The sequence below is a fragment of the Paenibacillus aceris genome (assembly GCF_017874035.1).
Taxonomy (GTDB): Bacteria; Bacillota; Bacilli; order Paenibacillales; family NBRC-103111; genus Paenibacillus_E; species Paenibacillus_E aceris.
Genome location: NZ_JAGGKV010000006.1, coordinates 127,413 through 149,143, shown reverse-complemented (window position 1 = coordinate 149,143; position 21,731 = coordinate 127,413). Strand labels below are relative to the sequence as shown.

The window sequence follows — 21,731 nt, the reverse complement described above, 5'->3', positions numbered from 1 at the left end:
CACCGTCGAAAAGGACTCCGCGAGGAGTTCTTTTTCATTTTGTGTGGGTGTATGATCTGGTTAAGGGTGGAAGGGGAATTCTTGCAAATAGAGGGAGGGAACCTACAGTCCGCTATTTGCCTGAAAATGGCCAACTTTCCACAAAAGGGGGAGCTGTGGTCCGCTATTATGCTGCTTTTGGCTGAGAACCATGCCCAAGGGGCAATTAAGACCCTGTAGTTCGTTAAGGCAGCATCTGTGGCGCATTTTGCAAATATAGAGGACTCCAGTTCCCCTATTCATGGATACGATCGACCGTTCAAAAGTGATTGAGATCGCTGGTCTCTAATATCGGTTTTGAATAGCCGTTCAGAGCAACTTGGATCATCGCGCGGCCGATTTTTTCCGAGGTCGTGATCGAGTTCGGAAACCATTTTTCCAGCATCGGGTAAAAGGGCTTCATCACGGTATAGACCGCCTGATACAGCTTCGTCTTGGATCTGACGCCATGCAGGGGCAGAATGCCTCCCGGCCGGAACATGTATGCCGCTTTAAAAGGCAATTTAAGCAAATCATTCTCTGTTTTGCCCTTCACACGTGCCCACATGCTGCGACCTTTCTCAGAGCTATCCGTACCCGCCCCAGATACATAGGTGAATGTCATGTTAGGGTTCAACTTCACCAAGGTCTCTGCCACGCTCAGAGTCATATCATAAGTAATCGCCTTATATTTCTCTTCGTTCATGCCGGCAGAAGAAACGCCAAGACAGAAGAAACAAGCATCATACCCCGAGAGTTCACCCGCAATGGCTGATAAATCCAGAAAATTCGCATGTACGAGCTCGCGTAATTTGGGATGGTGCTGACCGGTTGCGTTCCGACCAATCGTTAATATGCTCTTCACCTGGGGATCAAGAAGGCATTCACGCAGCACACTTTGTCCCACCATGCCGGTTGCACCGAGTAGAATAACGTTCACAATCGTCACACCTTTCTATAAGTTCATTATTTCCGGATTATCCTTTTATTCGCAGCTTCCTTCAGCCAGACAGGGAATTCGTTCAACAATAGATGATAAAGTTGCTCATCCGAAATAGAGGCAATATCCTCGATATGAATAAAATTCGCGTTGTCGACAATGCGGCCTTCCATAGCATCCAGCTTTTTCAGCACTTCAAAGTCAGAATGACCGATCCCGACGAACTGCCAAAAAATCGGTTGAACTGCAGAATCTGTAATGACTTTCTTAATTGGCTTTACAACACCGCCGTCGTTGATAAAGACCAAAAAAACGGGGAGCGGGGAATCTTCTTCCACGGTATATTTGCGAATAACGTCCATCATAACCGGCGGCTCGTTATTTCGGCCAAATTTGTGGATATTTTTATTATTTATCACATGCTTCTGTACATACTGGTCAATATCATTTTCCGAAGCGGAAGGCAAGCGGCTAAACTCGTTATCATAGATCCAAACATCCAGTGTCCCGTTATCATCAAACTTGCAAGCTACGGCGAGGATTCGTTCAACGACCTCCTGAACGGTTCCGTTTTTATACAAGTTCTGCATAGAACCGGAGATGTCTAGCACTAAGCCGACTCTTGCCATGACGCCGGTCAATTTTTTCTTTTCCAACGTGATTTGGACGATTTTTTTACGTAAATCAATGGGAGAAAGAGATGAGACGTTTTCACTTGCTGCAGCGGCTGCCACTTCGGGCTCGGCATCTTCTTCAACCTCAAGACCGAAGTTCGTGCACAGAGCGGCTAAACCGCCATGAAAACCGCTGCCGATAGCATTAAACTTCCATTCGCCTTGATGCTTGTACAACTCACCGGCTACAACGGCTGTTTCGTTCATGAAGTCCGAGCCATAGTCAAAGCGGAATAGTTCTTGGCCGTTATCCCCATTTAGCATCCGCACATATAGCTCGCTTGCATCCTTCATCCTATGTCCTAATCTCTCAGCATCATGAATTGTCACGGTAAACGCGATTTTGGCAGTTCGCTCCGACAGTTTGGGCAATAGAATTTGGATGGCTTCTTTATCGGCCCCCTGGTTGGGAAGATGCTTCACAGCCCCGCCTTCACTCGATGGGTTACCGTAAAATATAAAATCCTCATCCTTCTCGCAGAGGCCTTTGTTTGATAACAGAAAACAAGCGGCGTCGATGCTCAGACCAGACTTCGTAAAAGTCCAACCGAACTGCAAATGGAGGTTGGACAGGTTGCTTCCTTTAGTAAGATCTATTTTCTGGCCTTTTAAAAGATTCATATCTCGCAGCTCCTTATGATCGGGCAAATTTGGGATGAATTATTTCTATCATACAACGGATGCTTCGAAAGATGCCAAAAAGTCCCTCGAGGCATAACCTCAAGGGACTCGTCAGTCGAAGCATCCTTATGCTTGCGGCATCTTGTTCTGATCCATGTACAGCACGTTCCAGCGATGGCCGTCCAAATCAATGAAACCGCCGCCGTACATCCAGCCTTGGTCTGTAGGCTTCCCATAAATGGTGCCGCCTGCCTTGACTGCTTTGTCCAGCACTTCATCAACTTCTTCTTTACTCTCCGCATCAAAAGAAATCAGCATTTCGTTGCCTCGCGCCGTATCGGCAATTTCATTGCTTATAAAACCTTGGAAAGCAGACTCCGGAAACAGCATGATGATGACCGGGCTATTGCCGACGAACATGCCGGCCAATTCTTCGCTATGCTCGTGCCGTGGATGAAAAGTGAAACCAAGTTGGGCGAAAAACGCTTTTGATTTCTGAAGGTCCTTGACTGGTAAATTCAGCCAAAATTCTTTCGTCATGTTCACTTCTCCTTTTGGTAAACGCATACAAAGCTCAGATAATCTTAGTTTGCACGATATTCTTAAGAACGTCACAGGAAAAATCGGATTTAAAATCTTGAATGTATAGTAAAGCCTGCTGCTCTTCAATCCCTAGCACGCTTGTGAAGTAATAAAGCATATGATCATAGATTGAGCCATACTTCTTAAGTTCATTGGAGTTATCAGACAAATAATGTTGATGCTGCTTTATGAGCTTCTCGGTGACTGGTTTCAAGATGATATACCTCCAACGGATGATACAATCAATCTACCATATTTGTAGAAGGTAGAACAGGAATTATTTTATGTTTTTAATATTTTTTTTTCGTAAAATGTATCCAGATTAGTCACGAGGAGAAACCCCGTCTTCCAGCAGGCGCATCACCTGCTGGAGCCAGTCACCGGAAGCAACTGTTTCCGGCTTAAAAAGCAGGCAGTAGAGGTAGGCTCCGCTAATTAAATCGACAAGTGTCTCTACATCGAGATCCTCGCGGATATCACCCCGCCGTTTGCCTCTTTTTACAATTTCTGAATATGCGTTACGGCGAGGAGCGATAAAGTTTTCTTTATATTGAGCCAGAAACTGGGGAGCATCTAACATGCCGGCAAACATTTTATGCAGCGAAGGAGAAGGCGCCCCTAGTCGAGTTCCTAAGGATTGCAGCATGCTTTCTAGCAGCATGTGGATATCCGCAAGCGTGTTGCCTGTGTCGGGAATATCTGTTTGTTCAGCGGCAAAGCCTAATACGTCCGAGAGCAGGTCATCTTTCGTTGGCCATCTGCGATAAATGGTAGGCTTGCTAACGCCTGCCCGAAGCGCCAAAGTGTCCATGCTGAAGCTTTGCACGCCGTACTCCATGACGAGTTCACGGGCGGTCTGGATGATGGCTTTATCCATTTTTTCGTTTCGTGGCCGTCCTGGTTTGCGCTGTGGAAGTTCTGAAGGAATGGGAAACACCTCGCAAGGATAATCGTTATTCAGTATAAAGGTTTTTATTCGAGCAAGACAGTCAGGCTGTATCCCTCAAGGCCGCATGAGCGTGCTTCCTCTATAAGGTTAATGATTCATTTGTTTGCAGTATGGCTAAGCGAACTTTGCCCTCTGCGCTAGCTTTCAGCCGTTCCAATACATTTGGAGTTTCACGATAAATAGGAGGATGATGAATGGCGCGGAAATGGATAGGCATGAGGACACCGGCGTTAAGCACAACAGCTGCCGCGACTGCCTGTTCAGGTGTCAAAACAATCGGTTGACCGCTTGGTTTTAAGCCAGGTAACTCAACTACCGCGCCATTAACGGGCAAGCATGCGGCATCGAACGGGCCATGAGCTTTGCTAATTTTCCACCAGTAACCATGCCATAACGTATCACCACTGTGAATCAGCTTCTTCCCATCTCCTTCCACAACCCAAGACACTTGAGGATCGCCGACCCCATCAACAGAGTAGGCAGCTGTTGCAATGATGGAACCTATTTGGACCGTGTCGCCTAAGGAAACACCCCGGATACCGTTCAGTTTACTGCCATCGATAAATGGTAAGGATTCCTGAGGGAAGTACACAGGAACAGAAGGGCCATAAAAAGCAGCGATAGCTTCCGGATCAAAATGATCCCCGTGTTGATGGGTAATGAGTACAGCATCAACAGGACCGAAATCGCTTAGAGGGTACATAGGTTCATGAGAATGACCAAACTTGCTTGGAAAATGAAATAAGGGATCGATGGCGACAGCAGTTTCACCGCATGTTACACGAATACCTGCCCAGGGCAGTTTTTGAATGATCATGGGTATCCATCCTTTTCACTTATATTTATTTACTATACGGTATCGTAATTATAATAAAGTGGATTGGATATTATTGTCAATATCGAAAAGAAAAATCCGCAACCTTGTAGCGGTTACGGATTTAAGGATTGCAACAGAATAATCCAACTGCTGATCCTAATGAGGCGGAAATACTGCGCCAGCATTGGGTGGTTACAGTGAGCCGCTTACAAGGCGTCCCTTATACCAAACGGCTTGCCGCTCCGATCTTCGCGCGACGGCTTCTGCCGAGCAGCTTGCATGAAGCAGCACAAAGCTTGCATCGTCTCCGGCTTTTGGCCAGACTTGCTCGCCTTGATGGTCAAGCGGCGTTATTCCGCCTGTAATGAATCCGAGGGACTGAGACAGCGACTTTTCGTCACTATACCCGTATAATTCTGCGAATCGCCCGGCCTTCTCCAATTGATCGCCATTTCCGAAAGGAGACCAATGATCCGTCAGGCTGTCTGTTGCTAATTTCACTTTAACGCCTTTGTTAGACAACATCGGAAGCGGCATCATTGTTCGGCCGATAGGCACCGTCGAAGCAATAGCCATACCAAGTGCTGACATCCGGGCGGCTACTTCTTCCGACTCCTGCTGCGGAGCGCCTGCGAACCAGAACGCATGGCTAACCGTTACCTTGCCTTGCAATCCTGCTTCTTCCGTCAAATCAGCAAGCCGCAGCAAAGTTTGCTTTCCGGCTTCGTTGCCATCGTGCAAATGAAGATCGATACCGGCATTATTCCTGACGGCAAGCTCTACCATAGTCTGCAGTGATTTTTCAATATCTCCATCCACCGAGTATGGATCTACACCGCCAACCAGGCTTGCGCCTTCTGCCAAGGATTGATTGACCAATTGAACAGAATCCGATCGAAGCAGTCCATGCTGTGGAAAAGCTACAATTTCAGATGATATTTTGCCGGAGAAAGCGTCCAGGGCTTGCAGAGTTGCCTCTAAACGATGCAGTCCGCTGACCGGCTCGATATTACAATGGCTGCGCACATGGGTGGCGCCAAACCCTTGAATAAGCGTCAAAATGCTCTCCGCTTGTTGTCTCGCCAATGGCAGCAGTTTAGGCAAGAGCCTTTGTTCTTCCTCAATCCGCTCGAAAATGCTGGAAACTTTTTTTACCGCTTTCCAAGGTCCATCATAATACGTTTTATCCAAATGAATATGCGCCTCCTCAAAAGAGGGGAGCATCAGAAGCTCTTTGCAGTCGTATTTGGGAAGAGTACTTTGTGGCTCGGATTCCGCCGGTATGACTTCAGCAATAGCTCCGCCTTCAATTCGAACGTGACAATTCTTCGTATGCGTACCAACCACTTGTCCGTCTTCCTTGGCATAACCCTGCTCTAATCTTACATTCGTTAACCAATATGAAGCATTCAACATAATATCCCGTCCTGTTCTTAATGAAATCATAAGAAGTTAAAGTTAAGCGCCAGCGTCCACTAATAACCGCTCGATAGCTGTAAAACGATGCGCTCTTGCATGCTCTAGCGGTGTAACCCCTTGCTTATCCGGAATCGTCACGTCAGCCCCGTGCTCAATAAGCAGTTGGATGATTTGCTGATGTTTATGCCCGCCATTACTTAATACAATCGCTTCCATAAGCGCCGTCCAACCTAGATTGTTCACGTGATTAACATGAACTTTTGAACGCGTAAGCAGCTCTTTTACTACTTCAACATGCCCGCGTTCCGATGCTGGAATGAGCGCCGTTCCTCCATACCGATTCGTGATTGCTGGATCCGCACCAGCGTCGTTCATTAGCTTGATGATTTCGAGCAATCCTTCCGCGCCGGCGTATAGGAGGGGAGTATCTAACCTGTGATCTTGCAAGTTGATGTCTGCTCCGGCCTCAATCAACGCTTTAACCGTATCTTTGTGATTGCCATGTGTAGCGGCTAGAATGGGAGTGCGTCCTCGTTCATCTCTTGCATTGATATCCGCGCCATCTCTAATACACTGCAATACGAAATCAGTCTTCCCATACTCTGCTGCTTGAATGAGTGATAGATTCAATGACGACACATCCTTTTCCTCCAAATATACTAGTTATGGTAACATAGCCGTAAGCATACGAAAAATATTAAAAAAGTTTAGTTTCCATACGTTTATCATTTGTAAAGGAGGTGCAAGTCTGCGATACGCAGCTCCGTCAATTGCCCTCGGACACTGCCGTGCTTGTAGCAGATGCGGGTCTTCACGTATCGTGATAACCAGATGCATCTGCGGCGGCAGGTGTTCGCAACTCGCAAGTCAGGCTCCAAAAAGAAAACAGCACCACAACCTCTGAGGTTGTGATGCTATGTATGCTTCGGCCGTTATAAAAAGGCTATTTGATAATGTCATGCAAACTGGCACCTTTGTCAAATAGACGCATAATATTTTTTTCAACCGTTGGATCCGGTATTAAAGGTGGTGCTTGGTGAGGTTTGATTCGCGCGTCAATCACAAGATTATCGCAAGCCCAATGCTTATTCTCGTAATAACTGTTTACGCCATAAATATCATGCGAAGGATTGCTGCGAGTGAATGTGGCCCAAACAAAATTATCAATGGAGGCGCTCATAAACGGGCTGTCATCACATACGATGATCATTGGACAAGTAGGAAGCGGGCCCTTTGCGCCTAAAGCTTCGCATAAATCCTGCATTTCCAATTGCGTCTCGCCGTAACTTTTAAATGCAGACATCTGAATCGCGACGATTCCCGGCATGACCAAATGTGCATGTTCAACACCCGGTATCTCATTGAATAAGGCAGGGACCTCTTGGCATAAATCTCTTTTTTTATCCCCAACAGCTGCGAATACAACTTTACTGCCGCTATTTAATCCAGTTCCTGAGTAATCGAGAGTGTCGATGGTCGTATTTGTATAAAAATGAACGTCCCGATGAAGATCCAAACGGGCTAAGATGTAAGTTAAAAAATGTTCCACATCATGGGAGTCCAGTGGCTGGCTCTCTTCTGCTGTGATAAATAAATACTTAGCTAAGCTAACTTGTCCTGTCCCCAAAATTCGATTGGCTATTGTGAGCAGCTCAGCCGGTTGTTTTACTTGTTGATATGGCGTATAACGTTCGCTGCCAATTGCAAAGAGCAAGGGGTGAACGCCCGCAGCATCTACGGCATGGACTTCTTTGACGCCAGGAATTTCTTGCTGGATTGCATCGCCTGTCAGCTCATGAATCAGTGCTCCGAAAGCCGTATCCTCTTGAGGCGGTCTGCCAACAACGGTGAATGGAAATATGGCATTTTTCTTGGCATATACTTTATGCACTCTCATTAGAGGAAAGGGGTGCGTAAGGCTGTAGTAGCCCAAATGGTCGCCGAAAGGACCTTCCGGTTTGGTCTCGCCAGGATAAATTTCTCCTGTGATAACAAAATCGGCATCATGACTAATACAATAGCCATCGATGTAGCTGTAACGGAAGCGGCGTCCTGAGAGCAAGCCTGCAAAAGTAATCTCACTCATGCCTTCCGGCAAGGGCATAACGGCAGACAATGTGTGAGCCGGCGGTCCACCGATAAAACAGCTTACTTTTAAAGGAAGCCCCTGTTTGGTCGCCTTCGCCTGATGCACTCCGATGCCGCGATGAATCTGATAATGCAAGCCGATTTCTTTATTTAATTCATACTCGTTCCCGTTCAGTTGAATCCGATACATGCCCAGATTGGAATTCATAATTCCCGGCTTCTCCGGATCTTCCGAGTACACTTGCGGCAGGGTAACGAATGCGCCGCCATCTTCCGGCCAGTGGCGAATAAGAGGGAGGTCGGCTATGCTGATTTCCTCAAAAGAAGCCGGAAGCCCCCCGGATATTTTCTGCGGCAGAGCTTTCCAGGCAGCGAGACCCGTTCCGAAATGTTTTATCGGACTCTTCATTGCCTTCATGGGATCGCTTCGCAAAGAGATGACATTTTGTACGCCTTCCCAAGTTTGTCGAAATATATATTTACTGCGCTCTACAGTGCCGAAAAGGTTGGATACCGCCCGAAACTTCGAACCTTTTACATTTTCAAATAATAACGCAGGGCCACCGGCTTCATGAACTTTCATATGAATGGCTGCCATTTCAAGCTCAGGATCAACTTCTTCCTGTATGCGAACCAAATGCCCGTTCTTCTCTAAATCAATTAAGCATTCTTCTAAATTTTGATAGTTCATTCTTTTGCTCCAATCGGATAGCTATTCCCCAAAAGATCTATGTAATAATGTCATTCTACACCATATATCGCCAAAAATAAAAACACGTCACATTGACGTGTTATCGCATTCACTCCCTTACACAGGAAGCAGTTCATAGGCTAACTTCATAATTACTTCTCTATGCTGCGGATACTGCCCGAGCAATTCTTCTTGCGTAAACATTTCAAAATCCTGAAAATCAAAGCCCGGTGCTACCATGCATCCAACAAGTGAAAAAGTATTCTTTACCATAACCGACGAGCCGAAAATCGAATTTTTTGGAACCAAATATTGTGGAGTTTCGCCATTTTCCAAATTAATGCCTAGTTTAACTTCTTCGTAGGTTCCATCTTCCAAAATAACATGAATGGTCAAAGGGCTTCCTGCATGATAATACCATAATTCATCCGATTTCAACCGATGGAAATGGGATACATCATGGGACTGCAGGAGAAAATAAATGCTGGTATAAAGCAAGCGTGATCCGTTAAATTGTACGGATAATTCTTGATCCGTGATCGTTTCTTCTGCTTGAAATGTTCGTTTATAGTAACCGCCCTCGGGATGAGCGACGAGTTCAAGTTTAGAAATCCAGTATTCGGGACTATTTGTTTTCATGCCATCATTTCCTTTTAATTAAAGTAACATACAAGCCTGTATTATAATCTAGCAAGTCTATGATTTCAATTACAACTCTATGAAATCCCTGTAGTTCCCACGCAAAAGGCCACCCCTGAGTAGAACAATCTACTCCAGGGATGGCCCCAACTTATTTAAGCTTTGTGTATCTGAACCTATTTACGATATATGGTATCCCGTTACCTTTTGAACGAACGTTTCCAAAGCCGATACATCCGTAATGTTTTTGTTGCAAACAGCGCTGTCAACACACATATAGTTGCCAATTGCTTTATAGTAATCGGGAGAAGCGTTAGCCGGCTTCTTTTTGGTGACCGCTGTAAATAAAGCAACCTCCTCATGCCGATTGCACAAAAAGCAAACGCCTTTATTCGATGGGGTGTATCTTCCTTCGATGCCGACCCATTGCCCGTTCAGAGGGTAAACGAGGAACATTTTATTTGATGCGATATCGACCCAGCCAAGATATGTGACATAATGGAAATCGATAACTGTGAAATCAGGAGCCTTCAGTTTTTTGATTTTGGGGAAAAGCTTGTTAAGCTGATTTCCAGTCACTTGTGATAATTGTGTCAAATATGGCTTTAATGCATGCAGATATTGCTGAAACTCGTCCGTCGTACGTAGTGTTGATATCTGCTCTAACGTTTGTTTTTGAACATCGGTGATTTCAGGAAAAGCTTCGATCAATTTGGATTGAGCGCTGTATCGTACGGATTCCACTACTTTTGGATCAGAGACGGAATTGGCGGCTTTCTGCAGCAGATCGACCTGCTTTTTAATTAAGTTATATTGATGGTTTCTAATGAATGGTTTGACCATTGGTTTCAGCCCCTTATTATTAATGAAAATAAAAATAAGTGCAAAACCCATTATTAGAAACGATAAAGCTTTTCCGGGCGACGATGTTAAAGGTAACTGTCACGCCCATGCGAAGTATCGCCCTAATCGTAGGCTTTGCATGAGCTGCTTCTTGTTCCGGCAAATTGATTTGCCATTTCTACCTACCACCTTTCAGCACCCATTATAAATGAAATTTTCCCATTGATTCAATGTTAAAAATAGTTATAAACCATGTTTCACCCTTCATTTATGTGAGTAGCAGCTTCATTCAATTGGGATAAAATGCATGCCACCTTCTCATACTAACAATGAGACGATGGAGGTGAATGTTATGCCTAAAAATGACGCTGATCCCAAACATGACCGCGAGGATAACCGAGCAGATAGTAAAAACAATCAGCAGAACGATGCCAGTCTTCTTGAAGAAGCGCAAACGTTATCGAGCAGCAAGGCCGCTGATTACGTCCCAAGTTTAAATAATATCAACAAAAACCAAGTTTGAGTAAAAGGCTGCTCTCTCATCGTTATACGATGGGGGAGCAGCCTTTTAAGTTCGTACAGCAAATACACCGCCGAACAAGATTTATTTTTGAGTAGGAATCATTGAATAAACAAAATAACGGCGTAAATGAAATATAATTAAGGTAATAAGTTGATGTCATTTAAGATATAATTCCATAAATCCAGTGAACTTATGAGCCAATAATCTATTAACATCCGTTAGAGATGGAGACATAACCCAATCCAAAGGCATAGAAAATTTTCTTAAATGATGTCCTCTCAGATAAGCAGCCGGGTCGCAATTTTGCTGAATCAGTTCAAGTGTGGATATGGTTGAGGTCAAAGTTAATCGTCAGCTCAAAGCTGTCCGCTTATGCAAATGAGGTTGTTTTTCTAATGAAAAGGGGAGGTGTTATCATTTTTAGAAGAAGCTATAAATCATTGATCTGGATGTCCATTTTCCTGATGCTGTTCAGCATGCTCCCTCCGTATCTTGCTGCTGCTGCTGAAAGCGATAGCAATGGAGGGCCGCAACCAGCTACATTCAGCGATATTCAATCTCATTGGGCGTACAACGAAATTATGGAACTATCCGCAGCGAATATTGTAGCTGGTTTCGAAGATGGGTCGTTTCAGCCTGCTGGAAACGTAACACGGGAGCAGTTTCTGAAGATGCTCGTAGAACTAAGGAAATTACCGAAAAACTCCAGCTATGTTCCGTTCAAAGACGTTGAACAGGGGCGTTGGTCTGTGCCCTATATTGCCGCAGGATTAACGAACGGCATTTTGTTTCTCACCGATTTTCCAGACGGTTTTAAGCCGAGCCTGCCCATTACGCGTTATGAAATGGCGGTTTGGATTGTAAGAGCGCTGCAGCTCCCACTGCAAAAGGAAGAGAAATTACTTGGAGCTGTGAATGATCAAGCGGATATTAAGAGGAATCGTGACTTGATCGAAGCAGCATTAGGAACGGGAATTATTCAAGGCTATCCAGATCATACGTTCAAAGGCGGAAATAATTCTACTCGTGCCGAAGCAGCTGTTATGTTAGTGCGCGCCCTTCATTATTCACCGGGGCAATTGTCGACACCGCCGCCAGAAGCTTCTCGCAAAATTGTTGAATACAAACCTGAAGTGAAGCAAAGCAAAAGCACGAGTTATTCGAAACGGGATGATGTTACATGGGTCATTAACGACCCGGATTTGAAATTAGATGTCGGCGATGTGTTTGTCATGCCTCCGAATGACCAATATTTTGGCGGCATTGCGAAAAAAGTGGAATCCGTTAGCAAGGAGAATGGCGCGCTTGTTGTGAAAACATCAGTTCCCAAACTGAAGGAGGTTTTTTCTAAGCTTGATGTGCATACCACAGAGCCCATAAATCCAAAGATGCTCGTCCCAGCTGATCCGTCGATCCAAATTAAGACGAACGATGTCACCATACAGGATACGTCTGTGACTTTGCCATGTATCCCTATTGTTTTGAATCATGCAAATTACGAAGGAATTGTTCTCGATGCTCATATGAATTTCTGTAACTTAGGGGTAACGGCAGACATTGGTCTTGATATTGATGTTGATTGGTTTGATGTGGATTTGGATTTCTATTCCAAATTAGTACTGACTGGAGATATAACAACTAACGTGACTGTGAAAGCCGATACCGGAAAGGGAGCATTAACCCAGCCTAAACTCATTCCGTTGACGGCTCCATTTTATGTGCCTGTCTTTACAGGCGTATTCGTAAAAGCGATGCTGTATTTGAAAATCGACCCTAATTTTAGAGCTTCATTAGAAATTAAATTTGAGGACCGGTTTCATTTGGAAGAAGGTTTCAGCTATTCGCTTAGTCATGGTTTCCGACCTATTAATAACACAACGAACACAGCAACGTTAGATGTGAACTCCAATGTTGATGCCAGTCTTGCTGCAGGTCCAGATTTTCAATTGACGCTGACCTTATTAGATATTGCCTATGCTGGAATTGAACTTTATCCTGGAATCCGAGCAGGCTATAACAGATACTACGAACAGGGCCGATGTGATGCTATCCGTGTTGACGCTTTTCTCAAACTGGATGTGATCGCAGGTTATGATGTGTGGGTGGCCGATGATGAAGTTTCGTTGAATTTGCTTGACTTGAATTCCCCGCTATATCAGATGGATATCCATTGTCCGCCACCGCCGATGCCTACTAACTTGAAAGCCCAATTAATAAGTGTGAGGGATCAATTGGGTAAGTATGATGAGGTCATATTGGATCGAACCGATGTTCAGCTGAGCTGGGACACGGTTAACGATGCAACGAGTTATAATGTGAAGCGCTCGGATGTTCCTGGCGGTCCGTTTAAGGCCAAACGCTCCAATCTTACAGCTACTACGTTTACGGATACAACAGCTCGCAAAGGCACTACATATTATTATCAAGTTACAGCAATGAATGAACATGGTGAGAGCGCGCCATCCCGTGTTTTAACGGTTACGATAGTAGAACTGCCACCCCCACCGCCTCAGAATTTAACCGCAGAACGGAGTGGCTCAACTGTCGTTCTCAACTGGAACAAAGTTGGCGGCTTTACAACGTATAACGTGAAGCGAGCTGAAGGTTCCAGCAATGCCTATGAGACGATAAGCTCTAATATTAACGGTACTACGTTCACGGATCCAGCGGCTTCATTCCTTAAAGGATTCAGTTATATCGTCACAGCAGTGGATAGTAGTGGAGAAAGCCAAAGTAGCAATATAGCATATGTTCAAAAGGGAGACCTAGGAAATATAACACCAGTTACACCGCAAGTGCCCGTAGACCGATTGATCATACTGCCTGCTCCTGACAATTTTGATGCACATACAGATGCCGGCAGCGGGAAAGTTATCCTCACTTGGAATGCGGTTAAAGGCGCAGCAGGTTATAACGTAATGCGCTCGAACGCTGCGAATGGTACGTACCAGATCACAGGCTCCAAAGTTAGCGGTACGACTTTCACAGATACAACGGCAGCAATTGGTACAACGTTCTACTACAAGGTCACAGCAGTGAATAATAATGGTGCTGAAAGCGAGGCTGCTCCAATCAAATCGGCTACGCCGAGTTCTGGTATAAGGTAATTAACGTTAATAAAAACCGCTAGCTAAAAGCTTAGCGGTTTATTTGTACTATATGGAGTCTAGATGCTTCCAGATGAAAGATTTCCAATTTATTTTCTAGCTAATAAAAACAAGCACAATCATCCAAATTGACAATGCCAGTAATAAAGACCAAGTAATTGAAACAAAGAAATACTCTTCTTCTTGAGACATTTAAATCACCCCTCAATACAAACAGTATATGAAAGAGAAGGAGATGTCCGTCGAAGTACGGTGTCGTTTCATGAATTTACGATTGGTAACAACATGAATATCAAGTGTTTTCCGCTATTTTTAATCATCGATTCCGAAAAAATACACCGACATTTCCTTGCTCAACAATCGTAAATCCATGTTGGAGCAAACATAATACAGCATCTTTGACTGGGGCACCTACTTTAATAAATCTTTGGCAAGGTTTTGCACTTCCGATAATCCGGATTCTGCCGATATTTGCAAAATTCTTTTTAGATCGAACAATAATTACGACATCTGGAAAGCTGGCCATGATATCAACTCCTACGAAGAGATATCATATGGTATTCATCTTCGCATTATTACTCTTGGGCGTCAGTGACGACCGTCTGGCTTCGGCTGTTGCCGCGAATTGGAGAACATGTCGGTACAAAAGTCTATGGCTCCATGCACCGATTCAAAGTAACTGACATTTGGCATTTTGCTGGGGACAAAGCTAAATATTGAATTTAATAATAAAAAGCCCATGGCAAAGTTTCCACGGGTACGTTCGAGCTTTGAATTGTTTCATGCTTCATTACGACCAGATCCTGGTGCTCCTGGTGGATAGTAATACGGAGGTATTTTAATCCAACCACGCTCTCGCATCATAGATTTAACATTTGCACCAAATACCATTTTTTCTGCTTGAAATTGTGTGAATAAAAGGGCAACATCATTTCTAACCGATTGTGCCGAACCCGTTGCTGCATTAACAATAAGCGTAACTATCTTTATTGATAACAAGTTAGCCAATTCATCATCTGTAAATTTAACTCCAAGCGGTATAGCATTAGGGTCAGACTTTGGTTTTGATTCTGGAGAAGGTGGCAAAGTAACCCCCTCGTTTATCATAAATGATTGAAGGCGTTGTATTTGGGAATGTCCAATCTGCTGGTCTTCTTCTAGCACTTTTCTTAATTGCATATCTACAGTTGTGTTAATAGCAGACTCTACAAAAGCTTTAGCTTCTAAAAGCCCACCTAAGTAAATCCAACAAGCCATTACTTCTCCAACATGAAGTGGATCTTTTGGTTCATCATCGAACAGTGATTTTATTGTATTAATTGCTGATGTCATCACATTTTCCATTATTAATCACCTCAGTATCGGATTATATTCTGGAAATATTGTTTACATTTGGTATTGTATTTATTCTTCAAATAGAATCGCTAGTGATCCTACGCGTTCATTTTCTTGATTTTTTTAAAAAACCACAAGTAGTACCAGTAGGAAAGTAGAAGAGTGATTGTTATAGTAATAAAGCTCATATACCATGTCCAATTTATGTATTTAATCAATTCAGTGCGCTTTTCTAGAAAAACTTCAATTATTGTCATTATTGTTGGAAAGCTAAGGATTTAAATCGTTTTAATAAACCATGGTTTCTCATGAGGGAAATGAACGTTGAAAATGGCACTTACAGAAGGGAAAACGAAAAACTGGGGGATGTCCGAATCTTTGATTGAACTGTCTGACGAAGCATACTCGACGAAGACTTTTAGCGGTTGATTCAGACGCCGTGCTCCTGCACTTGAAGTATCTCTATGAAGTGTACTCATTCGTTCCGTCCGCGCGGGCGAACCGACTGGGGTTCTTACCCCCATGATCCATACAAAAAACCTCGATCCCAAAGGATCGAGGTTTTTACTTGTATGGAGCCTAGGGGGATCGAACCCCTGACCTCATCGCTGCCAGCGATGCGCTCTCCCAGCTGAGCTAAGGCCCCGAAATGTCGTAAAAGCAACGTCGACTTTTCGTATTATACATGAATTTTTTGAAGCAGGCAAGCCCTTTTGTACAGAAAATTCTTATTGCCTTTAATGCCTGCGACGTTTCTGTTGCAGACAGTGCCAAACGTTGTTTTCATTCATATATTCATGCTAACCTAGTAACAGAAACTAGTTGATCGTGTAGGAGTGACGAAAGAGTGTCAAACGGGGTATTGTATTGGGTTTTCTTAGGGATAGCTTTTGCATTGCCGTTTGTAATCGGCGTGTGGTTAATGCGGAAAACGAATCGGCTGGGATTTTCTTTCTGGATAACGACAGCCTTAAATATTGTACTGACTTTGGCTGCAGTATTCTGGTGGAAATCTGTGACGGAGGATCCGTTCCGCATGATGTTTGGAATGGCATTTTATGGCGTGTCGGCGGTGAATTTGATGGTTATCGAGTTTTTCGCGCTATTTAGTATTCGTAAGAAATTGAATTCGTAGAGGGGATGGTTCTACATGACGAAATCTTCTTCCAAGCTTTATTTTTATGTGTTCACCATTGCTGCCGTCCTATGGATGGCCTTTATTTTTTTTAAGTCCGGGCAGACCTATCAGCAGCAGAGCCTGCGGCCGCTTCTGGAAACGAAGCTTGCTGGAACTTCTTTCTTAAATCACTTCCCGCGTTTGGCATTCACATATGACGGTCAACAGATCACGTGGCAAGACCCTATCGGAGTCATCGAGTTCTTCATAAGAAAAGCAGGGCACGTTAGCGAGTTCGCTATCCTTGCCCTGCTTTGGATCTTGGCCTTGCTTTCGAAGCCGGTACGTGTAATCATGGCACTGCTCACCTCCTCAATCATTTCGGTGCTCTATGCGGCTACCGATGAATGGCATCAAACGTTTGTTGATGGTCGTACGGGTCATGCCATTGATGTGGTCGTTGATACCAGCGGGGTCCTATTGGCAGTTCTTTTGGTCCTTGCGGTTCTCGGGATTCGCGCTGCCATTAGACGAAGAAGAATAAGCTAGTTATCATCATGTAAACTTTTCTTTTTTTGATGGATTTGAATTTCCAAAGCTCGCGAGCTTCGACTTCCAAATCGTGCTGCTGCCACTGCATTAATTTCTCAGACACATATAAGTTGGATGGTTGCATATTGGATCACCTTCCTTTCTTTTCCTGTTAGGTCTAGTTTACATCTAGAATAAGGGGAACAAAAAGTGTATAATTCACTTTAACAATTTCCCCTTTTGAGAAAGGAACGGATTCATGCAGCTGTTATCTCACTTTTTGGAGCTACGTGCCAGCTTTGCCCATGACATAGAGCATGAACCGCAGCCTATTACGTTAGAAGAATTATCTGAAAGAATGTACTGCACGACACGGAATGTAAAGATTTTGTTGAAGAAAATGATGGAGCAGGATTGGATTTCCTGGAAGCCCGGCAGAGGACGAGGCAACGTTTCGGAGTTAACATTTCTTGTTTCCGCTGAGGATATGGTTTCCAAACAAGCGATGGAACTGGCTGCTAAAGGAGATTACAAAGGAACGATTGAACTCATTCACCAATTGGGCAGAGGAGAGACTTTGCAGGACTCTTTCGTCGATTGGTTATTTAGCTATTTCGGCTATCGAACGGTTGTCCAGGAGGAATGTTATAAGGATACACTGCGCTTTCCGGTCTACAAATGGCTCGTTTCGCTCGATCCGGCTTACAGTTTTTTTGCGTTTGACACCCATCTGATCAATCAAATATTCGATACGCTTGTTCAATACAATCCTAGTACGAGGATTGCGGAGCCGCACTTAGCCCACTACTGGGAGAAGAGCGAAGACGGTCTGCACTATACGTTTTATTTGCGAAAAGGTGTCCTCTTCCACCATGGTAGGGAGATGACGGCAAACGATGTTTATTACTCACTTTCAAGACTGAAAGAGCTGGGGCTCTCGGCGTGCCAAGGCTGGATGACTGAAAGTATAGAGAGCATTAGGGTGCTTAACCGGAGTGCAGTTGCCATCGAGCTGAAACAGCCGAATGAGCTATTCCTACAGCAGCTGGCACATCCTTCTCTAGCGATTTTGCCGGAAGAGATTTGCCGGGATAACGAAGGGATTTTTGGGCGGATGCCGATTGGAACAGGTCCTTTCAGGCTGGAGCGAAATGATGACTATATCTGCAAGCTTCGGGCATTTGACAGTTATTTTGGGGTCAGGCCGCATTTGGATCAATTGGAAATATGGCTTTTGCCGCAGGAGTTGTCCGAGGTTGGCCCTAGCTGGGATATGGTTCAGGTCGTGTGTGATCATACCAATTCCCGTAAACCGGTCGGAGCGGTGGGGAAAGATTCGGAATGGCATCAAATCGAGCAGTCGATTCTGGGATGCTCCTTGCTCACGTTCAATCAAGAGAAAAAAGGGCCTCAACAGCACCCCAATTTTCGTAAAGCCATTGATTTGATCATCGATCGGGAACGAATGATTGAACAGCTTGGTGGCTTCAGAGAAGCACCGGCAAGCTCCTTTTTGCCAGCGATGAATGATAAAGGGGCTGCCGCTGAGCACCGCACTGATTTGGAGGAAGCTAGGCGCTTGCTTGAAGACATGGGGTACGATGGAGAGCTGCTTCGCATGTACATTTATAGCAATAACAACGAGGATGCACTCTGGATCTGTGAACAGTGCGTCAAAGTCGGAATTCGTATTGAACTCACGACCCGAAGCATGTCGGACATGATGCGGTTGGATACGATTCAGGAAGCCGATCTTATTTTTTATCATATCTGTTTGGAAAGCGAGTATGACCTCCATATCATCCAGACACTTAAGCAGAGCAACAGTTATGTCCGTGCGCATTTGAATTTGGAGCAACAGGCATGGATAGATGAAGAAGTCGAGCATATTCTCGGAATCCCACACATTGAAGATCGCATTGCCAAACTTCACGAAATTATTGAAGTGCTTCAGGAGGGGAAATCTTTTCTCTTCGTTCTGCATCGATCCCAGCAAACCACTTATCATGATTCGATCAGAGGGGTATGCATTAACGATTTGGGGTGGGTTGACTTCCGGAAAATCTGGTTTACACCCAGCGCTTGATAAATCCTGGATATGCTGGAAATACTCTTGGTAGCAATGATGAAACGCCAGGAGGGTATGGTTATGAGCAAAATTAAAGAGGCTAATCTTGTGCGATTTACAGAACGCGATGGTGTTTGGTGCGCGGATGTCGAAGTGAAAACCGAGGGCATCTCGGGGACATTGATCGCCGAATTCTCAGCGACAAAGGGAAGCGAGTTCGAGATGAGTCATGTGTATCGCAAAGATGCATCCCGGGAAATTGACTGGTATGAGAATAACTTGCACGAAGCTTATAAAGATATTTCAGAAGAGTTATTCGGGAAGAAGTCCCGTGAATCGAAGCGGGGAGAGCGCGAAGAGTTTAAAGAGGGAATTCTTGCCTTCGGCTCCATTCGCGAGGAGCTTAAAGAACATTTTCAACTTAGCCGTACGGCGTCTTTGTTTCATACCGAAGATGTGGAAGACCAAACTTACTTGCATTAAGCGTACTTATCAATTAAAAAAACGACCGTTAAGGTCGTTGGCTTCTGGGCTCGTAACGGTTTTCCATTGCCATCCAGCGCGCATTCGCAACGAAAAAACCAATGAAAAAGAACAGCACTAAACGAATAGGCACCCAAACTAAGCTAATCTCATGCGTGTTTAGTAATTCAATGATGCTAAATAAGACCGTAAGCCCAACACCCCAGGGGAGAAGGCCGAAATTCACTAAATATTTGTTTCTGCCGAGCTGTTTTCTTTTAAGCCATATGGCTTTGCGTGGATCTTCGTTCATGTGGAAACTCCCTTTTTCTTTTTATTATAGCATTGCTTGAAATAAATCTCGAATTAGTATTCATAAGAGGCCTCCATTCATATGCTAGTCATAGGACGGTGGTTTTTTTTATGGAAAAGATGACCAATGTCCTCATATTATGGTAGTATAAGGAAGTTGAAAGGAGGATTTATTTTGCTTCTCAAAATTTTAGCTTTTGGTCTGTTATGGCGTCTTGTCGGCAATCCTTTTCTTGCACTTCTTATTCTATTAATCATTTTATATGTGCTAGATAGAAGATTTATCGGGTTAACGCCGAATATTTTTAAGCCGTTTCAACTAAGGCGAAGAGCATCCAGACTGCGAATTGATTTGCACGCTAACCCGCATAATACATCAGCGAAGCTGGAACTGGCAAGGAACTTGCTGCAGCGCAATAAATTCCAAGAGGCTCTTCCCTATTTGGAGGAAGCGCTGCCGGTCATGGAAGATTCCGCCGATGTCCACTATGAGATCGGACTTTGCCACCTGAAGCTGGGGGATTTGAGCAAAGGAGAAAGCTTCATGCTCAAAGCGATTGAGTTGAACCCGCGAGTTAAATATGGCGAAGCCTATTTACGCTTAGGAGAAGCTTTGGCGCGTATCGCACCCGAACGAGCTGTGCAGCTCATCGAGCAGTTTCGTGATTTGCACTCTTCGTCGGTAGAAGCTTACTACCGCCTAGGCTTGCTGTATCAGCAGCTCGGACGCGGTGAAGACGCGAAGCGCACGTTCCGCGAAGCGCTTCATATTTACCGCGGCTTGCCGCGATACAGCCGCAGACAGCAGCGGCGGTGGGCGCTGCTCGCGCGCTTTAAATAAAGAAGGTTCCGCTAAATTAAGCGGAACCTTTTTTATTGGCTGCATACAGTTGTACGAGCAGCCAAGACCCGAGCAGGCCGATGAGAATCGAAGCGGCTGTGTGCAGATCGTAGATCCAGAGCTGTCCTTGGGTCGGAGTCAGTCGATCCCAAAGCGTGAGCAGCGCGGGGTGTATGAGGTAGATGCCGAAGGAGGCCGCGCCGAGAGCAGAAAGGACGGAGCGGCGCTTCGACTCGTTGGCCAGCCGAGCTAGCGACCAGCGGATGCAGCATAGCGGCATCGCCATGGCGTACACAAGGAGGGCAAGCTCAAACCAGACATTTCCGATGGCTGCCAGACCGTATTGATGGAGGAGCAGCATGCCCACGAACGTGGCGCCTGCAAGGCACATGATGCTCCAAATGAAGTGCTTATATCGCTCGGACCAGGCGACAATTGCCGCATAATGAATGCCCATGAAAGCTCCGAAAGCAAAAAGTGCGGAATAGCTTACAAAAAGCGAGGCATATTCCGGAAGGGGATGCACCATATGATGAAAGGCATATGCGCCTGCTTGAATGCCTATGCCGAGAGGAATCAGCGACTTGCGAAGCCAAGTTGACCGTCTGACGGTCGTAATCAGAACCGGGAACAAGAGATAGAATTGAACGATAATGACCATATAATAGAGATGATAGCTGGCATTTCCGGAAATAAGCAGTTTAATAAAGTAAATGATGTCAAATTGGATGTTTCCATGAAACATGAATTGATTATACAAATAATAGAAAAGTGACCATAGCACATAAGGAACCAGGATTCTTCGCAATCGTTTTGTCCAAAAAACGCGCGACATACCGGGCTCCCACCGATCGTAATACGTATAGAAAAGAACGGTGCCGCTGATCCAAATAAATAAAGGGACGGTAAATAAACTAGCTTTGTTAAGTATGAAAAAAAATGCTTGAGAACCGCTGCCGAGCGGAAGCTGAGTAGCGCCCGATGTGCCATGAATAAGCACAACGGCGATAATGGCAATCGCACGGACGAGGTCGATTTCTGGTAGTTTGGGCCTTGATGACATGACGGTGATCTTCTCCTTTTTCACTTTTTTCACTTTAACATGAATGAAAAAGGAGGACAATACTCGCCAAATCAATCTCGATAAGCGATAA

24 protein-coding genes, 1 tRNA gene and 2 pseudogenes are annotated in these 21,731 nt (G+C 44.8%); 7 read left to right on the top strand and 20 right to left on the bottom strand.

The features are described from left to right. Positions 1-298: 298 nt before the first annotated feature. The 12 genes and pseudogenes from J2Z65_RS13515 to J2Z65_RS13465 all read right to left on the bottom strand — a co-directional run bounded on the left by J2Z65_RS13515 (position 299) and on the right by J2Z65_RS13465 (position 10,281). On the bottom strand, positions 299-958 hold the full coding sequence (locus J2Z65_RS13515) for an NAD-dependent epimerase/dehydratase family protein (RefSeq protein WP_167060785.1): 660 nt from the start codon (positions 956-958) through the stop codon (positions 299-301). 26 nt (positions 959-984) lie between these two features. Next, a complete protein-coding gene (locus tag J2Z65_RS35280) occupies positions 985-1,692 on the bottom strand; it encodes a vWA domain-containing protein (RefSeq protein WP_338111739.1) in 708 nt (235 codons plus the stop codon). Positions 1,693-1,737: 45 nt separating this feature from the next. Then, positions 1,738-2,253: pseudogene (locus J2Z65_RS35275) on the bottom strand (TerD family protein); the annotation flags it as partial. 126 nt (positions 2,254-2,379) lie between these two features. Then, entirely contained in the window at positions 2,380-2,793 is a 414-nt protein-coding gene (locus J2Z65_RS13505; protein ID WP_167060778.1) for a VOC family protein, read from the bottom strand. Positions 2,794-2,827: 34 nt separating this feature from the next. After that, positions 2,828-3,049 (bottom strand): hypothetical protein, encoded by a 222-nt coding sequence (locus tag J2Z65_RS13500; RefSeq protein WP_167060775.1) that lies wholly within the window; start codon positions 3,047-3,049, stop codon positions 2,828-2,830. A 108-nt stretch (positions 3,050-3,157) separates the two neighbouring features. Continuing rightward, on the bottom strand, positions 3,158-3,712 hold the full coding sequence (locus J2Z65_RS13495) for a TetR/AcrR family transcriptional regulator (RefSeq protein WP_167060772.1): 555 nt from the start codon (positions 3,710-3,712) through the stop codon (positions 3,158-3,160). Between the two features lie 151 nt (positions 3,713-3,863). Then, entirely contained in the window at positions 3,864-4,601 is a 738-nt protein-coding gene (locus J2Z65_RS13490; protein ID WP_167060768.1) for an MBL fold metallo-hydrolase, read from the bottom strand. A 192-nt stretch (positions 4,602-4,793) separates the two neighbouring features. Continuing rightward, complete coding sequence (locus J2Z65_RS13485; protein WP_167060764.1) at positions 4,794-6,017, bottom strand: amidohydrolase; 1,224 nt, start codon at positions 6,015-6,017, stop codon at positions 4,794-4,796. Positions 6,018-6,059: 42 nt separating this feature from the next. Continuing rightward, a pseudogene (locus J2Z65_RS13480) lies at positions 6,060-6,668 on the bottom strand (ankyrin repeat domain-containing protein); the annotation flags it as partial. Between the two features lie 295 nt (positions 6,669-6,963). Beyond that, the gene (locus tag J2Z65_RS13475; RefSeq protein WP_167060758.1) at positions 6,964-8,799 is read right to left on the bottom strand and encodes a UbiD family decarboxylase; all 1,836 of its coding nucleotides are present in this window, start codon (positions 8,797-8,799) and stop codon (positions 6,964-6,966) included. A gap of 117 nt (positions 8,800-8,916) precedes the next feature. Further along, complete coding sequence (locus J2Z65_RS13470; RefSeq protein WP_167060755.1) at positions 8,917-9,438, bottom strand: cupin domain-containing protein; 522 nt, start codon at positions 9,436-9,438, stop codon at positions 8,917-8,919. Positions 9,439-9,618: 180 nt separating this feature from the next. Next, on the bottom strand, positions 9,619-10,281 hold the full coding sequence (locus J2Z65_RS13465) for a FusB/FusC family EF-G-binding protein (protein WP_167060752.1): 663 nt from the start codon (positions 10,279-10,281) through the stop codon (positions 9,619-9,621). A gap of 352 nt (positions 10,282-10,633) precedes the next feature. On the opposite strand from J2Z65_RS13465, the gene J2Z65_RS13460 reads away from it, so the two are divergent. Then, positions 10,634-10,804: a hypothetical protein gene (locus tag J2Z65_RS13460; protein WP_167060749.1), complete on the top strand. Its 171-nt coding sequence runs from the start codon at positions 10,634-10,636 to the stop codon at positions 10,802-10,804. Positions 10,805-10,960: 156 nt separating this feature from the next. On the opposite strand, the gene J2Z65_RS35700 is transcribed toward J2Z65_RS13460, so the two are convergent. Then, on the bottom strand, positions 10,961-11,146 hold the full coding sequence (locus tag J2Z65_RS35700; protein ID WP_167060747.1) for a DUF1796 family putative cysteine peptidase: 186 nt from the start codon (positions 11,144-11,146) through the stop codon (positions 10,961-10,963). Between the two features lie 53 nt (positions 11,147-11,199). Here J2Z65_RS35700 and J2Z65_RS13450 point away from each other — a divergent pair, with 53 nt between their 5' ends. Beyond that, a complete protein-coding gene (locus J2Z65_RS13450) occupies positions 11,200-13,911 on the top strand; it encodes an S-layer homology domain-containing protein (protein WP_167060744.1) in 2,712 nt (903 codons plus the stop codon). A gap of 316 nt (positions 13,912-14,227) precedes the next feature. On the opposite strand, the gene J2Z65_RS13445 is transcribed toward J2Z65_RS13450, so the two are convergent. The 4 genes from J2Z65_RS13445 to J2Z65_RS13435 form a co-directional block, all read right to left on the bottom strand. Next, entirely contained in the window at positions 14,228-14,437 is a 210-nt protein-coding gene (locus J2Z65_RS13445) for a hypothetical protein (protein ID WP_167060741.1), read from the bottom strand. A gap of 254 nt (positions 14,438-14,691) precedes the next feature. After that, positions 14,692-15,255, bottom strand: coding sequence for a DUF3231 family protein (locus J2Z65_RS13440; RefSeq protein WP_240159811.1), 564 nt, complete (start codon positions 15,253-15,255; stop codon positions 14,692-14,694). Between the two features lie 89 nt (positions 15,256-15,344). After that, positions 15,345-15,524, bottom strand: coding sequence for a CBO0543 family protein (locus tag J2Z65_RS36115; protein ID WP_420850842.1), 180 nt, complete (start codon positions 15,522-15,524; stop codon positions 15,345-15,347). Between the two features lie 295 nt (positions 15,525-15,819). Beyond that, positions 15,820-15,892 (bottom strand) — tRNA-Ala (locus tag J2Z65_RS13435). A 201-nt stretch (positions 15,893-16,093) separates the two neighbouring features. Here J2Z65_RS13435 and J2Z65_RS13430 point away from each other — a divergent pair. Both J2Z65_RS13430 and J2Z65_RS13425 read left to right on the top strand, forming a co-directional pair. Then, positions 16,094-16,381 carry a hypothetical protein gene (locus J2Z65_RS13430; protein ID WP_167060738.1) on the top strand — a complete coding sequence of 96 codons (288 nt, stop codon included), beginning with the start codon at positions 16,094-16,096 and terminating at the stop codon, positions 16,379-16,381. Between the two features lie 15 nt (positions 16,382-16,396). Next, positions 16,397-16,912, top strand: coding sequence for a VanZ family protein (locus J2Z65_RS13425; protein WP_167060735.1), 516 nt, complete (start codon positions 16,397-16,399; stop codon positions 16,910-16,912). On the opposite strand, the gene J2Z65_RS13420 is transcribed toward J2Z65_RS13425, so the two are convergent. After that, positions 16,890-17,039, bottom strand: a complete 150-nt coding sequence (locus J2Z65_RS13420) for a hypothetical protein (protein WP_167060732.1) — start codon at positions 17,037-17,039, stop codon at positions 16,890-16,892. The two genes, J2Z65_RS13425 and J2Z65_RS13420, sit on opposite strands and share 23 nt — an antisense overlap. Positions 17,040-17,153: 114 nt before the next feature. Between J2Z65_RS13420 and J2Z65_RS13415 the strand changes: the two genes are divergently transcribed. Both J2Z65_RS13415 and J2Z65_RS13410 read left to right on the top strand, forming a co-directional pair. After that, positions 17,154-18,980 carry an SgrR family transcriptional regulator gene (locus tag J2Z65_RS13415; protein WP_167060729.1) on the top strand — a complete coding sequence of 609 codons (1,827 nt, stop codon included), beginning with the start codon at positions 17,154-17,156 and terminating at the stop codon, positions 18,978-18,980. A gap of 63 nt (positions 18,981-19,043) precedes the next feature. Continuing rightward, on the top strand, positions 19,044-19,445 hold the full coding sequence (locus J2Z65_RS13410; RefSeq protein WP_167060727.1) for a hypothetical protein: 402 nt from the start codon (positions 19,044-19,046) through the stop codon (positions 19,443-19,445). A 28-nt stretch (positions 19,446-19,473) separates the two neighbouring features. Here the strand turns inward: J2Z65_RS13410 and J2Z65_RS13405 are convergent, their stop codons facing one another. Beyond that, positions 19,474-19,737: a hypothetical protein gene (locus tag J2Z65_RS13405; RefSeq protein ID WP_167060724.1), complete on the bottom strand. Its 264-nt coding sequence runs from the start codon at positions 19,735-19,737 to the stop codon at positions 19,474-19,476. Positions 19,738-19,911: 174 nt separating this feature from the next. Here J2Z65_RS13405 and J2Z65_RS13400 point away from each other — a divergent pair, with 174 nt between their 5' ends. Next, positions 19,912-20,577 carry a tetratricopeptide repeat protein gene (locus J2Z65_RS13400; RefSeq protein WP_240159810.1) on the top strand — a complete coding sequence of 222 codons (666 nt, stop codon included), beginning with the start codon at positions 19,912-19,914 and terminating at the stop codon, positions 20,575-20,577. A 16-nt stretch (positions 20,578-20,593) separates the two neighbouring features. On the opposite strand, the gene J2Z65_RS13395 is transcribed toward J2Z65_RS13400, so the two are convergent. Then, complete coding sequence (locus J2Z65_RS13395; protein WP_167060718.1) at positions 20,594-21,640, bottom strand: acyltransferase; 1,047 nt, start codon at positions 21,638-21,640, stop codon at positions 20,594-20,596. Positions 21,641-21,731 lie beyond the last annotated feature (91 nt).

What these genes read in the sequence shown, in the direction of transcription:
- J2Z65_RS13505 (WP_167060778.1), bottom strand. Translation starts at nt 2,793, where the DNA reads ATGACGAAAGAATTTTGGCTGAATTTACCAGTCAAGGACCTTCAGAAA.
- J2Z65_RS13425 (WP_167060735.1), top strand. Translation starts at nt 16,397, where the DNA reads ATGACGAAATCTTCTTCCAAGCTTTATTTTTATGTGTTCACCATTGCT.
- J2Z65_RS13440 (WP_240159811.1), bottom strand. Translation starts at nt 15,255, where the DNA reads ATGGAAAATGTGATGACATCAGCAATTAATACAATAAAATCACTGTTC.
- J2Z65_RS13460 (WP_167060749.1), top strand. Translation starts at nt 10,634, where the DNA reads ATGCCTAAAAATGACGCTGATCCCAAACATGACCGCGAGGATAACCGA.
- J2Z65_RS13475 (WP_167060758.1), bottom strand. Translation starts at nt 8,799, where the DNA reads ATGAACTATCAAAATTTAGAAGAATGCTTAATTGATTTAGAGAAGAAC.
- J2Z65_RS13395 (WP_167060718.1), bottom strand. Translation starts at nt 21,640, where the DNA reads ATGTCATCAAGGCCCAAACTACCAGAAATCGACCTCGTCCGTGCGATT.
- J2Z65_RS13445 (WP_167060741.1), bottom strand. Translation starts at nt 14,437, where the DNA reads ATGGCCAGCTTTCCAGATGTCGTAATTATTGTTCGATCTAAAAAGAAT.
- J2Z65_RS13490 (WP_167060768.1), bottom strand. Translation starts at nt 4,601, where the DNA reads ATGATCATTCAAAAACTGCCCTGGGCAGGTATTCGTGTAACATGCGGT.
- J2Z65_RS13485 (WP_167060764.1), bottom strand. Translation starts at nt 6,017, where the DNA reads ATGTTGAATGCTTCATATTGGTTAACGAATGTAAGATTAGAGCAGGGT.
- J2Z65_RS13465 (WP_167060752.1), bottom strand. Translation starts at nt 10,281, where the DNA reads ATGGTCAAACCATTCATTAGAAACCATCAATATAACTTAATTAAAAAG.
- J2Z65_RS13470 (WP_167060755.1), bottom strand. Translation starts at nt 9,438, where the DNA reads ATGAAAACAAATAGTCCCGAATACTGGATTTCTAAACTTGAACTCGTC.
- J2Z65_RS13420 (WP_167060732.1), bottom strand. Translation starts at nt 17,039, where the DNA reads ATGCAACCATCCAACTTATATGTGTCTGAGAAATTAATGCAGTGGCAG.
- J2Z65_RS13410 (WP_167060727.1), top strand. Translation starts at nt 19,044, where the DNA reads ATGAGCAAAATTAAAGAGGCTAATCTTGTGCGATTTACAGAACGCGAT.
- J2Z65_RS13495 (WP_167060772.1), bottom strand. Translation starts at nt 3,712, where the DNA reads ATGGATAAAGCCATCATCCAGACCGCCCGTGAACTCGTCATGGAGTAC.
- J2Z65_RS13405 (WP_167060724.1), bottom strand. Translation starts at nt 19,737, where the DNA reads ATGAACGAAGATCCACGCAAAGCCATATGGCTTAAAAGAAAACAGCTC.
- J2Z65_RS13450 (WP_167060744.1), top strand. Translation starts at nt 11,200, where the DNA reads ATGAAAAGGGGAGGTGTTATCATTTTTAGAAGAAGCTATAAATCATTG.
- J2Z65_RS13415 (WP_167060729.1), top strand. Translation starts at nt 17,154, where the DNA reads ATGCAGCTGTTATCTCACTTTTTGGAGCTACGTGCCAGCTTTGCCCAT.